15 protein-coding genes are annotated in these 13,469 nt (G+C 71.1%); 7 read left to right on the top strand and 8 right to left on the bottom strand.

Translation table 11 applies throughout. From position 1 onward, the window contains the following. Positions 1–141 precede the first annotated feature (141 nt). Positions 142–924 carry a class I SAM-dependent methyltransferase gene (locus MZC64_RS27155; RefSeq protein ID WP_247761955.1) on the top strand — a complete coding sequence of 261 codons (783 nt, stop codon included), beginning with the start codon at positions 142–144 and terminating at the stop codon, positions 922–924. Here MZC64_RS27155 and MZC64_RS27150 read toward each other — a convergent pair. Beyond that, complete coding sequence (locus MZC64_RS27150; RefSeq protein ID WP_247761957.1) at positions 921–1,472, bottom strand: TetR/AcrR family transcriptional regulator; 552 nt, start codon at positions 1,470–1,472, stop codon at positions 921–923. The genes MZC64_RS27155 and MZC64_RS27150 overlap by 4 nt on opposite strands. A gap of 90 nt (positions 1,473–1,562) precedes the next feature. Here MZC64_RS27150 and MZC64_RS27145 point away from each other — a divergent pair, with 90 nt between their 5' ends. Further along, the gene (locus MZC64_RS27145) at positions 1,563–2,477 is read left to right on the top strand and encodes an SDR family NAD(P)-dependent oxidoreductase (RefSeq protein WP_247761959.1); all 915 of its coding nucleotides are present in this window, start codon (positions 1,563–1,565) and stop codon (positions 2,475–2,477) included. 70 nt (positions 2,478–2,547) lie between these two features. Continuing rightward, positions 2,548–2,997: a universal stress protein gene (locus MZC64_RS27140; protein ID WP_247761961.1), complete on the top strand. Its 450-nt coding sequence runs from the start codon at positions 2,548–2,550 to the stop codon at positions 2,995–2,997. On the opposite strand, the gene MZC64_RS27135 is transcribed toward MZC64_RS27140, so the two are convergent. From MZC64_RS27135 to MZC64_RS27125, 3 genes are read right to left on the bottom strand one after another with little or no spacing between them, the layout of a single operon-like run. Next, positions 2,994–3,569 (bottom strand): suppressor of fused domain protein, encoded by a 576-nt coding sequence (locus tag MZC64_RS27135; protein WP_247761963.1) that lies wholly within the window; start codon positions 3,567–3,569, stop codon positions 2,994–2,996. The genes MZC64_RS27140 and MZC64_RS27135 overlap by 4 nt on opposite strands. A 13-nt stretch (positions 3,570–3,582) precedes the next feature. Beyond that, positions 3,583–6,492, bottom strand: a complete 2,910-nt coding sequence (locus MZC64_RS27130) for a glycine--tRNA ligase (RefSeq protein WP_247761964.1) — start codon at positions 6,490–6,492, stop codon at positions 3,583–3,585. Between the two features lie 40 nt (positions 6,493–6,532). Next, entirely contained in the window at positions 6,533–6,988 is a 456-nt protein-coding gene (locus MZC64_RS27125) for a GNAT family N-acetyltransferase (RefSeq protein ID WP_247761965.1), read from the bottom strand. A gap of 61 nt (positions 6,989–7,049) precedes the next feature. Here MZC64_RS27125 and MZC64_RS27120 point away from each other — a divergent pair, with 61 nt between their 5' ends. After that, positions 7,050–7,649 (top strand): TetR/AcrR family transcriptional regulator, encoded by a 600-nt coding sequence (locus tag MZC64_RS27120; RefSeq protein WP_247761967.1) that lies wholly within the window; start codon positions 7,050–7,052, stop codon positions 7,647–7,649. Positions 7,650–7,662: 13 nt separating this feature from the next. Here MZC64_RS27120 and MZC64_RS27115 read toward each other — a convergent pair whose 3' ends face one another. Next, the gene (locus MZC64_RS27115) at positions 7,663–8,403 is read right to left on the bottom strand and encodes an SDR family oxidoreductase (RefSeq protein WP_247761968.1); all 741 of its coding nucleotides are present in this window, start codon (positions 8,401–8,403) and stop codon (positions 7,663–7,665) included. A 95-nt stretch (positions 8,404–8,498) separates the two neighbouring features. Between MZC64_RS27115 and MZC64_RS27110 the strand changes: the two genes are divergently transcribed. Genes MZC64_RS27110 through MZC64_RS27100 form a run of 3 tightly spaced genes read left to right on the top strand, consistent with a single transcriptional unit; the run spans position 8,499 to position 10,266 of the window. Continuing rightward, entirely contained in the window at positions 8,499–9,200 is a 702-nt protein-coding gene (locus MZC64_RS27110; RefSeq protein ID WP_247761970.1) for a TetR/AcrR family transcriptional regulator, read from the top strand. A 44-nt stretch (positions 9,201–9,244) separates the two neighbouring features. After that, positions 9,245–9,748: an AAA family ATPase gene (locus MZC64_RS27105; protein WP_247761972.1), complete on the top strand. Its 504-nt coding sequence runs from the start codon at positions 9,245–9,247 to the stop codon at positions 9,746–9,748. Then, positions 9,745–10,266 carry a hypothetical protein gene (locus MZC64_RS27100; protein ID WP_247761973.1) on the top strand — a complete coding sequence of 174 codons (522 nt, stop codon included), beginning with the start codon at positions 9,745–9,747 and terminating at the stop codon, positions 10,264–10,266. The genes MZC64_RS27105 and MZC64_RS27100 overlap by 4 nt, the downstream gene beginning before the upstream one ends. Here MZC64_RS27100 and MZC64_RS27095 read toward each other — a convergent pair. From MZC64_RS27095 to MZC64_RS27085, 3 genes are read right to left on the bottom strand one after another with little or no spacing between them, the layout of a single operon-like run. Beyond that, a complete protein-coding gene (locus MZC64_RS27095) occupies positions 10,256–11,098 on the bottom strand; it encodes a carbohydrate ABC transporter permease (RefSeq protein WP_247761975.1) in 843 nt (280 codons plus the stop codon). The genes MZC64_RS27100 and MZC64_RS27095 overlap by 11 nt on opposite strands. Continuing rightward, positions 11,091–12,017 carry a carbohydrate ABC transporter permease gene (locus tag MZC64_RS27090; RefSeq protein WP_247761976.1) on the bottom strand — a complete coding sequence of 309 codons (927 nt, stop codon included), beginning with the start codon at positions 12,015–12,017 and terminating at the stop codon, positions 11,091–11,093. The genes MZC64_RS27095 and MZC64_RS27090 overlap by 8 nt, the downstream gene beginning before the upstream one ends. Then, complete coding sequence (locus MZC64_RS27085; protein WP_247761977.1) at positions 12,014–13,321, bottom strand: sugar ABC transporter substrate-binding protein; 1,308 nt, start codon at positions 13,319–13,321, stop codon at positions 12,014–12,016. The genes MZC64_RS27090 and MZC64_RS27085 overlap by 4 nt, the downstream gene beginning before the upstream one ends. Positions 13,322–13,469 lie beyond the last annotated feature (148 nt).

Below are 13,469 nucleotides of genomic sequence, written 5' to 3'. Positions count from 1 at the left end.
GGGCCGCCGATGATCCCCGGCGGACCCTCCCGCGCGGCCCGCAACACGCTGCTGCGTACCCCGGATCCGTGCCCGGATGCCCCCGCCGACTTTCGCCGGAGCCCGCCAGCCGCCAAGGTAGTAGCCGGACCAGGAGGCGCGGTGGGCAGTTACCCCTTCGACAACGCGGTGGACGCCGCGCGGACCCGGATGGCCGCGCTGGAGGCCACCTATGACGCGGTGACCACCCCGCTGCTGACCGCGCTGGGTGTGGCGCCGGGCTGGCGCTGCTGGGAGGTCGGCGCCGGCGGCGGTTCGATCGCCCGCTGGCTGGGCGAGCGGGTCGGCCCGGAGGGCTACGTGCTGGCCACCGACCTGGACACCCGGCTGCTGGAGCTGGATCCGCCGGTGCAGATCCAGCGGCACGACGTGCTCACCGACCCGCTGCCGCCGGGCGGCTTTGACCTGATCCACTGCCGGCTGGTGCTCATCCACCACCCGGCGCGAGATGCCGCGGTGGCCAAGCTGACCGCCGCGCTCAACCCCGGCGGGGTGCTGCTGCTGGAGGAGATCCTGCCCAAGGAGCAGCGGGTGCTCAGCACCGCCACCTGCCAGCAGGACTCGTTCTGGGCGGTGCAGACCCAGGTGCTGGAGGTGCTCACCAAACTCGGCTCCGACGACCTGGACTGGGCCCTCGGCGTGGAGAAACTGTTTGTCCACTGTGGACTCGACCAGGTCGCGGCCAGCCGGTCCACCCCGATCTGGGTGGGCGGCGGCGAGGGCAGCAGGCTGTTGCTGGCCAACGCCTGGGAGCTGCGGGACAAGCTGCGCGCGGCCGGGGTCGAGCCGGGCGAACTGGCCCAGTTCACCCGGCTGCTGCGCGATCCCGGGTTCAGCGTCACGGCCTATCCGCTGCTCAGCACCTGGGGCCGGGCCCCGCGTTAGGCGTCGGGGGCCAGGGCCTTGCAGAGCAACGGGATCAGCCGGGCGCCCGCCTCGCCGCGGTAGCCGATCATGGCGTGCCCGGCGATGACCATCGCCTTGACGTCGTGCACGTCCACATCCGACCGCACCGCGCCCGCCTGCTGGGCGCGGGCCAGCAGCACGCCGAGCGCGGCCTTGAACTCGGCGGTGCGCTCGGGTTCGGCGGTCTCGATGTCGAAGCTGCTGCCCGCGAAGGCGTCCATCAGGCCCTGGTCGGTGCTGTACTCGTGGATGAAGCGGGTGAAGTAGCCGTAGAAGGCCGCGCCGGGATCGGCTGCCTCGGCCAGCTCCCGCGCGCGGGCGATGAGCTGGTCGAACTGGTCGGCCACGATCGCCCGGAACAGCGCCTCCTTGGTCGGGAAGTGCCGGTACACCGTGCCCGCGCCGACGCCGGCCCGCCGGGCGATCTCGTCGATCGGCACCCCGAGCCCCTCGGTCGCGAAGGTCTCGTACGCCACCCGCAACAGGCGTTCCCGATTGCGAACAGCATCCGACCTGGTCTTCTTCAACACACCCTCCCCCAGCGTTGGACAAACGGGGCGCGCGTTCCGTATGTTCGTAAACGGAACGCACACCCCGGATTATAGGTGGGAGCAGCCATGAGCAAGTGGAGTGCGGCCGATGTGCCGAGTCAGTCCGGCCGGGTCGCGATCGTCACCGGCGCCAACACCGGGATCGGCTTCCACACCGCGGAGGTGCTGGCCCAGCGCGGTGCGACCGTGGTGCTGGCGGTGCGCGATGTGGAGAAGGGCAAGCGGGCCGCGGACCGGATCGCGGGCACCGCGCCGGGCGCGCACCTGGTGGTGCAGCGACTGGACCTGACCTCCCTGGACTCGGTGCGCCAGGCCGCCACCGACCTGCGGGACGGCTTCGACCAGGTCGACCTGCTGATCAACAACGCCGGGGTGATGTACACGCCGAAACTGACCACCCAGGACGGTTTCGAGCTGCAGTTCGGCACCAACCACCTGGGCCACTTCGCCTTCACCGGCCTGCTGCTGGACCGGCTGCTGGCCACCGCGGGCTCGCGGGTGGTGACCGTGTCCAGCATGGCGCACACCATCCGCGCGAAGATCCACTTCGATGACCTGCAGCTGACCCGCTCCTACGACCGGATCGGCGCGTACGGCCAGTCCAAGCTGGCGAATCTGATGTTCAGCTACGAGCTGCAGCGGCGGCTGACCGCACACGGCGGCCCGACCCTGGCGGTGGCCGCGCACCCGGGTGTCTCGATGACCGAGCTGGTCCGCAACTCCCCACTGCCGCTGCGGGTGGGCTCCAAGCTCCTCGGCGGACTGTTGAGTCAGCCCGCCGATCAGGGCGCGCTGCCCACGCTGCGCGCGGCGGTGGATCCGGCGGTCCAGGGCGGCCAGTACTACGGTCCGGACGGTTTCCGCGAGCTGCGTGGCGCGCCGGTGGTGGTGCGGTCCAGCAGTCAGTCCCGCGACGCTGACCAGCAGCTTCGGCTGTGGACGGAGTCCGAACGGCTCACCGGTGTGACCTTCCCCGTGTGATCACTCGGTTTCACCGCGCCGCTCCCGGTGGTATTCGGCAAGCTGAAGCCCAGCAACCCAGGGAGGCGGCATGGCCGGAACGATCGTGGTGGGTGTGGACGGCTCGACCGAAAGCCTGCGCGCCCTCGGCTGGTCCCTGGCAGAGGCCGATCGGCGGGACGCCGAGGTGGTCGCGGTGATCGCCTGGGTGCCCAACCCGGTCCCGTCCTCGGCGACCCCGTTCACCATGGCCGACCCGGTCGACCTGGGTGTCGACCACGAGAAGGTGCACCGGGAACGCCTGGACGAGGCGATCACGGAGGTGACCGGCGGCGGCGAGCACCCGGTGCGCACGGTGGTGCGGCAGGGCTATGCCGGTGACGTGCTGACCGAGGAGGCCGCGCAGGCGGATCTGCTGGTGGTGGGCAGTCACGGGCACGGCCGGTTGTACAGCGCGGTGCTCGGCTCGACCAGCACCGAATGCATCCGGAAGGCGACCTGTCCGGTAGTCGTGATCCCGCCGAAGCTGGTGCCGCGCTAGCGGATCAGCCCGGTGCGGCGCGGGTCGATCAGGTCGGGCTGGACGCGTTCGAGTTCTGTCTCGAAGGCGGTCCAGCCCTGGGCCGCGACGAATGCGGCCTCGCCGCGGCTGATCGGGATCAGCCACACCAGCACGATGCCGAACGGCCGTCCGTCCGAGCTGGGCTCGGCCACGGCGAAGTCGTCGTCGTGGTGCACCGGCGCGGCGGCATAGAAGGCCTCCATCAGGCTGTCCGGCAGGATCGGGCCGTGTGGACCGAGCACGTCGCCGCGCAGCAGAGCCGTTTCCTCGGCGAGCAGCCCCTCGGCGATCTGCTGGAGCATCGCCGGGAACGGGCCGTCGGCCTGCTCCGACGGCACTGAGATCAGCAGTTCCTGGTGGATGCCCTTGCCCGAGGTCCGGGAGCGCAGGTGTTTGTCGCTGAGCCCGACGGTGGCGAAGGTGGTGACGCCGGGCAGCGCCCCGCCGTCGCACTGGACGATGGTGAACGGCATCGGCCCGCCGTCCGGGTCGGTGTCCCAGCCGTGCTGGACCGGGCCCAGGCGGCTTTCCAGGTGTGCGATCAGGTTCATCTCACTCGCCAGCCTAGAGCGCGGACCAGTCCAGTACCCGGTCGGCCCGGTCGCGGATGCGCGCGAGCAGGCCAAGCCGGGTGGCGCGCAGGACCGGATCGTCCACCAGCACCAGGACATCGTCGAAGAACCGGGTGACCGGGTCGATGAGAACCGTTGCGGCGCGGGCGAACCCGGCCAGCTCGGTCGCGGACGGCATCGTGGACACGGCCTGGTGCAAGGCGATCTCGGCGGGGTCGACCAGACGGGCCGGGTCGTACTCGGCGGTGGTGCCGGGCGGGACGATCCGGCGGACCCGTTGCAGGGCGGCGACCAGGTTGGCGAAACCCGGGTCCGCGCTCAGGTCGACCAGTTCGCGCAGGGTGGCGTCGGCGGTCGCGGGCGAGGCGGCCAGGGGCAGCACGGCGGCCACCCGGCGATGGTCGTGACCGGCGTCCAGGAGTTGCTGTTCGTAGCGGCGGAGCAGGAAATCGCGAGCCTGCGCCGGTAGGTCGATGTGCAGCTGGCGGGCGGCGGCGCGCAGGCCGTCGTCCAGGGTGAGCGGGAGTTCGGGGCGGGCGCGCAGGATGGCGAGGATGCCCAGGGCGGCGCGGCGCAGGCCGAACGGGTCGGAGCTGCCGGTGGGCGCGGCGCCGACGCTGAACAGGCCGGCCAGCAGGTCGAACCGGTCGGCCAGGGCGAGCAGCGCGCCGGGGGTGGTGGCGGGCAGGTCGTCGGTGGCGGTGCGCGGCAGTTCCAGGTCGAACAGGGCCTGGGCGACAGCCTCGGATTCGCCGGCGCGGCGGGCGTAGTCGCGGGCCATCACACCAGCCAGCGCGGGCAGTTCTACGACCAGGTGGGTGGCCAGGTCGAATTTGGCCAGCTCGCCCGCGCGGCGCAGGACGTCCCGGTCCACCGGCAGCTCGGCGGCCAATTCCGTTGCCACCGCGGCGATGCGGTCCGCGCGGTCGGCCATCGAGCCGAGCCGGTCGGCGAAGGTCAGCGCGGCCAAGCCGGCGCGGAAGCTGTCCGGGGTGCGGGTCAGATCGGCGCGCCAGAAGAAGGCCGCGTCCTCGTACCTGGCCCGCAGCACCGCCTCGTTGCCCGCGCGCACCACCTCGGGCACGCAGTCGCCGTTGGCCACCGCGAGAAAGTGCGGCAGCAGCACGCCCTCGGCGTCCCGGACCGCCAGGTAGCGCTGGTGTTTGCGCATCACCGTGGTCAGGATCTCCGGTGGCAGTTCCAGGTAGGCCGGGTCGAAGCCACCCAGGATGGTGGTCGGCGACTCGACCAGGTTGACCACCTCGGCCAGCACACCGAAGTCCGGCACACCGCCGACTTCCTTGGCCAGTGCGGTGGCGGCCTCGACGATCAGCCGCCTGCGTTCGTCGGCGTCGGCGATCACGTTGTGCTGCTTGAGAAAGTCGAGGTAGCCGGTGGCATCGGGCACCTCGACCACCGGCCGCGGCGCACTGCGGTGCACCCGGGTGGTCCGGCCACCGGCCACTGTGGACACCGCTAGCGGGATCTCAGTGTCGCCGAGCAGGGCGAGCAGCCAGCGGATCGGGCGGGCGAAGGAGAGCGCGGGATCGTGCCAGCGCATGTTCTGCTCCGCCCGCAACTCGCCGACCAGGTGGGCCAGCAACTCGCTCAGTACGGTCACCGCACCCCGGCCGGGTTCGATCCGGCGCACGCCGACGTGCTCGCCGATCCGTTCCAGCTCCTCGACCGCGACACCCTGACCACGCGCGAAACCCAGCGCGGCCTTGGTCGGCACACCGTCCACATAGGACCGGTCAAGGCCGGGGCCGCGGACGGTGCGTTCGGCGTCGATCTCCCGCGGCGCGACCGCGTCCACCACGGCCACGATCCGGCGCGGGGTGCCGTGCACCCGGATCTCGCCGTGCGCCAACCGGGTCGCGCCGAGCCGCCTGGCCAGCGCGTCCCGGACCGCCGCGACGGTGCGGGTCACCTCGGCCGGTGGCAGTTCCTCCACGCCGATCTCGAAGACCAGCGTCGCCGGTTCGGTGACCTCCGGCAGCACCTCGGGTAGCGTGGCGGGCGGCGGGAATTCCGTGCTGCCAAGGGGATGGCCGAGTTCGGCGCGGCGCTCGGCCCAGAGTTGGGCGACCTCGCGGGCCAGCGCGCGCATCCGGCCGAAGTACTGGGCGCGTTCGGTGGCGCTGACCGCACCGCGCGCGTCGAGCACGTTGAACAGGTGCGAGCAGCGCAGCACGCAGCCGTGCGCGGGCACCGGCAGCCGCCGGTCGAGCAGGCGGCGGGCCTCGGCGGCCTGGGCCTCGAACAACTCCCTGGTCATCGGCACATCGGCCTCGTCCAGGTAGTACCGGCTCAGCTCGTACTCGGCCTGGCCGAACGCCTCGCCGTAGCTGATGCCGGGCGCGTAGGCGATGTCCTTGAAGTGCTCGACACCCTGCACCGCCATCATGATCCGCTCGACGCCGTAGGTGATCTCCACCGACACCGGGTCCAGGGTCTGGCCGCCCGCCTGCTGGAAGTAGGTGAACTGGGTGATCTCCAGGCCGTCCAGCCACACCTCCCAGCCCAGGCCCCAGGCGCCCAGGGCGGGCGAGGCCCAGTTGTCCTCCACGAACCGTATGTCGTGCGCGGCCACGTCCACGCCGATCGCGGCCAGACTGCCCAGGTACAGCTCCTGCGCATGGCCGGGATCGGGTTTGAGCAGCACCTGGAACTGGGTGTGCGTCTGCAGCCGGTTGGGGTTCTCGCCGTAGCGTGAGTCGTCCGGGCGCACACTGGGTTCCACATAGGACACTCGCCACGGCTCAGGGCCGAGCACGCGCAGGATGGTGGCCGGGTTCAGGGTTCCGGCGCCGACCTCGGAGTTGACCGGCTGGACGACCAGGCAGCCCTGGCTCGTCCAGTAGTTCGTCAACGCCAGCAACACGTCCTGCATGGTCGGCATGGCCCGAGTCTAGGTGCGGACCACCACGGCGACATCCGATTTACAGGTCCCGCCGGTAGCAGCGGGACAGCGCCGAGCCGACGTAGACGCCGAAGTTCTCGATCGGCCGGTAGCCCTCGCGCTCATAGAAGCGCATCGCCTCCGGCTGTTCGGTCCCGGTCTCCAGCAACAGGGTGCGCAACTCCCGCCGCCGGGCCTCGTTCTCCAGTGCCCGCAACAACGCCACCGCCACCCCGCTGCCGCGCGCGGACGGCGTCACGTACATCCGCTTGATCTCCACCGAGTCCGGCCCGAGCACCCGCAGCGCGCCACAACCGACCGCCTGCCCGTCAGCGTCCCTGGCCAGCAGGAACACCGCGATATCGGCCGCTGAGGGCGGGGTTCCCGGCTCGTGGTCGTCGATGCCGTAACGGGCGTCCAGCTCCTCCTGCTGCGCCTTGCGCAGCACGGCGCCCTCCGGATCCGCCCAGCTCACCTCGGTCACCTGGAAGGTCATCAGCCACCCCTCTCGTCGTAACAGACGTTACGGTAACATGCGTTACGAGAGGTGGTGGCCGATGGCGAGGATCGCGGATCGGGCGGAGCAGGGCAGGCGGATCTCCGCCGCGGTGTGGCGACTGATGGCCGAGACCGGTCCGCAGGGGCTGACCCTGCGGGCGGTGGCCGCGGCGGCGGGCTGCACCACCGGCCTGGTGCTGCACCGCTTCCCGGACAAGCGGGCGTTGCTGCGCCACGCCAGGGATCTGCTGCACGAACGCACCGGGGCCGCGATGGACGAGCTGACGGGGGCGGGCGGGTCACCGGCGGCGGTGCTGCGCGCGGTGCTGCGGCACGCCGCCTCGGTGGATCCGGCCAAACAGCAGGAGGCCAGGGTGTGGCTGGGTTACCTGGCCGCCGCCCTGGGTGACGACGACCTCGCCGACCGGCACCGGAGCGCGAACCGGGCCTTCCTCAGCCGGATCGACCGCCTGGTCGGCCAGGTCCGTCCACAGTGGACCAAGGCGCGACGGGCCACGGTGAGCCTGTCCCTGGTCTCGCTGATCGAGGGCATGAACACCCTGGCGGTGGCCGATCCGGAGACCTACCGGCCCACCCGGCAGATCGCGGTGCTGGACTCGACCCTGGCCGCACTGGACCTCACCGATCCCCCGGCCTGAACCTGCCCGCTCATCAGACCATGCCGCCGTTGGCGCGCAACACCTGCGCGTTCACCCAGCGCGCCGGACCGGCCAGGAACGAGACCACCTCGGCGATGTCCGCCGGCGTGCCGATCCGCTCCAGCGGGGCCATCTTGGCCATCCGGTCGATCAGGTCGGCGTCCTTGCCCTCCAGGAACAACGCGGTCGCGGTCGGGCCGGGGGCCACCGCGTTGACCGTGATGTCCCGGCCGCGCAGCTCCTTGGCCAGGATCTTGGTCAGCACCTCCACCGCGCCCTTGGCGGCGGTGTAGGCGGCGTAGGTCGGCAGCAGGGTGCCCATCACCGAGGTGGAGAAGTTGATGATCGCGCCACCCTGGCGGACCCGGTTCGCGGCCAGCTTGGCCACCACGAACGGGCCGCGGATGTTGGTCCGGTGCAGCCGGTCGAGCTGATCCAGATCGAGGTCGGCCACGGTGGACAGGTGCATGATCCCCGCGGCGTGCACCACCACGTCCACCCCGCCGAAGGCCTGCTCGGCCGCGTCGAACACCGCGGTCATCGCCGCCTCGTCGGCCACGTCGGCCTGCACCGCGATGGCCTGCCCACCGGCCGCGGTGATCTCACCTACCGCTTGGTCGGCTTCGGCCTTGTTGCCGCCGTAGACCAGCACCACGGCCTGGCCGTCGGCGGCCAGCCGCTGTGCGCTCGCCCGGCCGATGCCGCGCGATCCACCGGTGACGATCGCGACCCGCTGCTGCGCAGGAACAGTCATCGTTCCACTCCCTAACTGGCGTTTCCGTTGCTAACGACATCACCGTATCACTGATACCGGAGCGACGCTACTAGAAGTTTGTTATCGTTGATTGCATGACCGAGAAGAGCGCCGAGGCCACCAGGGACCGCCTGGTGAGAGCGGCTGCCGAGCTACTGGCCGAGGGCGGCCGGGACGCGGTGTCCACCCGTGCGGTGAGCGCCGCGGCCGGGGTGCAGGCACCCACTCTCTACCGACTGTTCGGGGACAAGGACGGCCTCCTGGAGGCGGTGGCCGCGCACGGCTTCGCCGAGTACCTGACCGACAAGGTCGCCCTCGGGGAGAGCGACAATCCGGTCGAGGACCTGCGCCGCGGCTGGGACCTGCACGTCCAGTTCGGCCTGACCCACCCCGCCTTCTACCTGCTGATGTACGGCGATCCGAAGGCGGGCGCCTCCTCCGCGGCGGGCAAGGAGGCGGAGAACAAGCTGCGCCGGATCGTGCAGCGCATCGCCGAGGCAGGCCAGCTGCGGGTCAGCGTCAGCCGCGGCGCGGAACTGGTGCACGCCACCGGCAAGGGCGTGGTGCTGACCCTGATCGGCACCCCGGAGGACGAGCGGGACATGGAGTTCGCCGCCGCCGCCCGGGAGCACGTGATCAGCTCAATCACCACCGGCGGGCAGGCGCTCGGCGACACCGATGTGCCCGCCCGCGCCGCCGGACTGGCCGCCGCGCTGCGCAGCGATCCGGTGGGTGCACTGTCCGGGACCGAGCAGGCGCTGCTGGTGGAGTGGCTGGACCGGATCGCGGATGCCTGAAATCCGCTGGCCGCCCCGATCCGGGCCGCACTACCCTGCACCGGGTGGCTGGTGATCGTTTCCCGGTGCTGTGGCTGTGCGGCCCTTCCGGCGTGGGCAAGTCCACGGTGGGCTGGGAGATCCACACCCAGCTGCCGGGGACCGGCTATGTCGACACGGATCAGCTCGGCCTGTGCTCCCCCGTCCCCGCCGACGACCCGGCCAACCATCGGATCAAGGCGGCCAACCTGGCCGCGATGCTGCCCGCCTACCGAACGGTCGGTAGAGAGGGGCTGATCGTCTCCGGCATCCTGGAGAACGCCACCGTCGCCCGGCGCTACACCGGCGCGCTGCCCGGTGCGGCGGTGACGCTGTGCCGGTTGCGGGTCAGGGCCACAGAGTTGCGGGACCGGATCCACCGGCGCGGCTGGCTGACCGAACTGGCCGAGGCCGCGGTGCGGGAGGCCGAGGCCATGGACCGCAACGACTTCGCCGATCTGTGCGTGGACACCACCGGGCTGTCCACGGTGGCGGTGGCGCGGCTGGTGCTGGAGCGGTGGGCGCGGTGACCGCGTTGCTGTTGTGCGGGCCGCGCGCGGTCGGCAAGTCGGTGGTGGGCTGGCAGGTCTACGCGCACCTGGCACGCACCGGGGTCGCCGTCGCCTATCTCGACCTGGCCCAGCTCGGCTTCTGCCAGCCGGACTCGACCTGGCTGACCGCGCGCAACCTCGCCTCGGCCTGGACGACCTTCCGCGCCAACGGCATCCGGTCGCTCGTGCTCTCCGGCGATATCAGTGGGCCCGCCGTGCTCGACTCCTATGCCGAGGCGCTGCCCGGGATCAGGCTGACCGTGTGCGAGCTGCGGGCCGGTCGCGAGCGGCTGACCGAACGGATCCTGGCGCGCGGCCAGGGACACGGGCCGCCGATCCCCGGTGACGACCTGCGCGGCCGCGATCCGGACGAGCTGCGCCGGCTCGCCGCCGAATCCCCGATTCGCCGCCCGATCGGCGACCTCCGAGTGGACACCGACAACCGGTCTGTCGCCGAGGTGGCCGACCGGGTCCGGCTGGCCTGGCTCAGCCCTTGACCGCGCCCGCGGTCAGTCCGCGCACCAATGCCTTCTGCAGCAACAGGAACCCCAGCACCACCGGGATGCTCACCACCAGCGAGGCGGCCATCACCTGGTTCCAGTACACGCTGGACTGGGTGGCGTAACCCCGCAAGCCCACGGCCAGGGTGCGGGTGTCGGCGGTGGTGAGCACCGAGGCGAAGAGCACCTCGCTCCAGGCGGTCATGAAGCTGTAGATCGCCACCGCGGCCACCCCGGGCAGCGCGGCGGGCAGCACCACCCGGAACAGCGCGCCCACCGGCCCGCAACCGTCCACTGTGGCCTGTTCGTCGAGTTCCCGTGGGATGGAGTCGAAGTAGCCGAGCAGCAGGTAGATGGAGAACGGCAGCGCGAAGGTCAGGTAGGTGATGATCAGCCCGGCCTGGCTGCCGAACAGGCGCAGCCCGGTGACCCGGTCCAGGTTGACGAACAACAGGAACAGCGGCAGCAGGAACAGGATGCCGGGGAACATCTGGGTGGACAGCACCGCGGTGAGGAAGGCGCCGCGGCCGCGGAAACGGTAGCGGCTCAACGAGTACGCGGCCAGGATCGCGATCACCATGGAGCAGGCGGTGGCGCCCAGCGCGACCACCGCGCTGTTGAGGAAGTACCGGGCCAGCGGCACCGTGCGCCACATCTCCCGGAACGGCTCCAGGGTGAGCACGCTGGGCCAGGCGGTGAACGGGCCCTGCACATCGCGCAGCGGCTTCACCGCGGAGGTGATCATCACGTACACCGGGGTGAGCGCGAACCCGGTCAGCGCCACGATCACCAACCGCCGCGACCAGCGCACCACCGCGGACTCACCCATCCCGCCGCCTCCGTCCGGTCAGCGCCAGGTAGCCGATCGTCACCAGCAGCAGGAAACCCAGCATCAGCATGGACATCGCCGAGCCAAGGCCGAAGTTCCAGGTGACGAAGGAGGACTGGTAGATGTGCAGGGACACCACGTCCGCCTCGGCCGGGGCGGCCGCGCCGAAGAGGGTGAACGGGGTGGTGAAGTCGTTGCAGGACCACAGGAACAGCACCAGCACGAGCACCGTGGTGACCGGCCGCAACAGCGGCAGCGTCACCGCGAACAGCCGGCGCCACGGTCCCGCGCCGTCCAGGTCGGCGGCCTCGTACAGCTCGGCCGGGATGCTCTGTAGCCCAGCGGTGATGGTGAGGAAGGCGAACGGCCAGGTCCGCCACACCGCGACCACGACCAGACTCGCGAAGCTGTTCGGCCCGACCAGCCAGAACAGCCGGTCCTCGGTGAGGCCGAGCCAGTCCACCAGCACCGTGTTCACCAGGCCGGTGTCGCGTTGCAGCATGAAGTTCCAGGTGATCACACTGGAGAACACCGGCAGTGCGAACGGGATCAGCAGCAGCGTGCGCAGCAATCCCCTGCCCCGGAACGCCTTGCGCATCGCCACCGCGCCCGCGAGGCCGAGCAGGAACGCCCCACTCACCGCGAGCAGACTGAACGCCAGGGTGATCCCGAAGGAGCGCAGCAGATCCGCGCCGACCGGGCCGGTCAGGTCGGCGGCCAGCCGGTAGTTGTCCAATCCGGCCGCCGGGGCCCGGGTGAGGTCGCGGATGGCGAACTGGTTGAGCCGCAACAGGCTCATCACCGCACCGGCCAGCATCGGCAGCACGTGCACCAGCAGTTCGACCAGCAACGCGGGCGCCAGCAACAGGTACGGCAGCAGCCGGACCGCGCGGCGCCGGCCCGGGGTCGATCCGCTCATCCGCCGCCGCGCATCCGCTCGTCGACCGCGGCCAGCTCGGCCCGGATGTCGGCCACCGCGACGGTCCCGCCACCGGCGACCTTGGCCAGGAGGTCCTTGACCGCGGTGCCCACCAGGGTCTCGAACTGGGCTTCCTGGGGGATCATCGGCATGGTCTCGGCGGTGCCGGCCAGCACCTCCCGGAAGGTCCGCGTCACCGGGCCCTGGAACCGCGGATCGTCATAGGCGGCGGTGGCCACCGGCAGCGAGCCGAGCGCCGCGTTGACCGTGCGCTGGGTGTCCGGGCTGGTCATGAACTCGACGAACTTCAGCGCGCCCTCCGTGTTGTCGGTGTCGGCGAACACGCCGAGGTTGATCCCGGCCACGTGGCTGGTGATCCGTTTTCCGCCCGGTGGCAATGGATCCGGCACCGGGATCGGCGCGACCCCGTAGTCCTGTTCCGCCATTCCGTTGGCGTGCAAGCCCATGGTGGCGTGGCTCTGCAACATCACCATCGCGGTCCGCCCGGTGGCGAAGTCCTTGAGCGGCTGGGTGTCGTTCTGGTATTCGGCGTTGCCCGGGTTGACCACCTTCGCCCCGGCCACCAGGTCCAGGTACTGCCCGATGCCCGCGGCGAGCTGCGGTGAGTCCACAGTGGACCGGTTGCCCTCGAACAGGGTCGCGCCGTGCTGGCGGCCGAAGATGAACGCGAGGTGCGCGTTCGAGGTGTAGCTGGATCCCATGATGCCCAGCCCCCAACGGTCCTTGGCCGGTTCGGTGAGCTTGCGCGCGGTGTCCAGGAACTCGGCCCAGGTGCCCGGCGGGGCGCTGATCCCCGCCTCGGCGAAGCGTTTCCTGCTGTAGTACAGGCCGTAGGCCAGGCCGTACAACGGAACCGCGGCCGGTGGCTGCCCGGCCGCGCCGGTGGAGGTCAGCGTGCTGGGCAGGAACCGGTCCCGGCCGCCGACCTTGGCCAGCGCTGGCTCGTCGAAGGGCAGCAGCGCGCCGCTGGCCTGCAGCGAGGCCGACCAGGTGTTGCCGATGTTGAGCACATCCGGCCCCTGCCCGCTGGAGGCCGCGGCCAGGATCCGGTTGAGCAGGTCCGACCAGGGAATCACCTCCAGCTCGACCTCGATCCCGGTGCGCCGGGTGAACTCGGCCAGTCGCGGGGTGAGGATCTCCCGGTCCCGGTCCAGGCTGGCCGACTGGTTGCTAGCCCAGTAGGTGAGCGTGCCGCTGCCACCGCGGTCCTCGGCCGGGTCGCAGCCGGAAAGACCGACGGCGAACAGGATCAGCCCGACCGCGGCGAGTCCGGGTAACCGCATGACGCTCCTCATCTGACCGTGGCGGCGGCAGCGTGGAATGCGCTCTCCAGGATGCCGGGATCGCCCCGGATCAGCGCCCTGCGGAGGTCGGGTCCTGACCGGTTTCAGCCGTTCGGCCGCGTTGCCCGGGTTAAGCCGTGTTTGGTGG

It is taken from the genome of Crossiella sp. S99.2 (assembly GCF_023094165.1).
Classification (GTDB): domain Bacteria; phylum Actinomycetota; class Actinomycetes; order Mycobacteriales; family Pseudonocardiaceae; genus Crossiella.
The sequence above is the reverse complement of the archived record's forward strand: the minus strand, read 5'-3'. Positions and strand labels throughout refer to the sequence as shown.